Here is an 890-nt window from a genome sequence, read left to right as displayed (position 1 = left end):
CCTTGATTTCAGTGAACACCTCGCACGCCTTGGCGAACGTAGTCGGGTTCTTGAAGGAAAGCACAACGTGCCAATGCGCCTTTTTCGGCTCGCCAGTCGGCAGAACGTCCTTGTCATGGAGCGGTGAAATCAGGCACTCGATAAGTTGCTCGCGCAGAATCTCCTGCCAGTTCTCCGGTGCCGAGTCTGGGTAGACCATCGCCGTCCAAGCGCGAGCGCGCTTCCCCGCTCGCTTCGCATCAGCCTTTTTCTGGGTCGTTTTGCTGTTCGTGGCCATAAAAATGGAGCCCTTTCTAATCGTGGAAAGCGGCTCCGAGAGGTCTAATTTGCTGTTGGTTTTCCTTGCTAGGATGCCCTTGTGCTGGGAAAACTGGTAGAATCTTACTGTGCGTGACGGAGCCGTAATCCGTTACTTTTCCTGTCGGTTGAGGCGGCAACCACAGCCGACAATCAAACATTTTAGCCCATCGCGTCCGCGCGGTGGGCTTTTGTTTTGCCTATTTTCGCAGTTAGATGCTGGTTTTCTGTAATACCAGCAAACGTAAACTATCGTTTACGTTCCGGCGCGGCGATGTGCTAGCGGCTCTGCGGCCGCGAGCGCGTCGGTGCGCTCTCACGCCCGAACGACCCGGCTGATTTCCTCGCCCAATCCATCATCTCGTCCAGGCTCTCCTGCTTCTCCTTGAGTCCACGCTTGAGCTTGCGCGTTGACGGCATCACTTTTTCCCTCAGCGCTCTAACTCGCGCTCCAACCTCCTCGATTCGCTTTCCAAGGCGCTCAACGCGGCCTTGGATTCTCTCTCGGAGCGCACTGCATCCATCAGCGATGCTATCGAGGATTGCGCGCTTTCCAGCCCTGTCCGCAGCTTCCCAGCGCCCAATCTCGGCAG

2 protein-coding genes are annotated in these 890 nt (G+C 56.5%); both read right to left on the bottom strand.

From position 1 onward, the window contains the following. Nucleotides 1–277: Rep family protein (locus DMP05_RS09645; protein ID WP_244595127.1), on the bottom strand; the 277-nt coding region annotated here is incomplete at its 3' end. A 299-nt stretch (nucleotides 278–576) separates the two neighbouring features. Then, the coding region (locus tag DMP05_RS10025) for a hypothetical protein (RefSeq protein ID WP_211326887.1) at nucleotides 577–890 on the bottom strand (314 nt) is incomplete at its 5' end.

The sequence above is a fragment of the Slackia isoflavoniconvertens genome, from assembly GCF_003725955.1.
GTDB lineage: Bacteria > Actinomycetota > Coriobacteriia > Coriobacteriales > Eggerthellaceae > Slackia > Slackia isoflavoniconvertens.
This window is presented reverse-complemented; position numbering and strand designations above follow the sequence as displayed.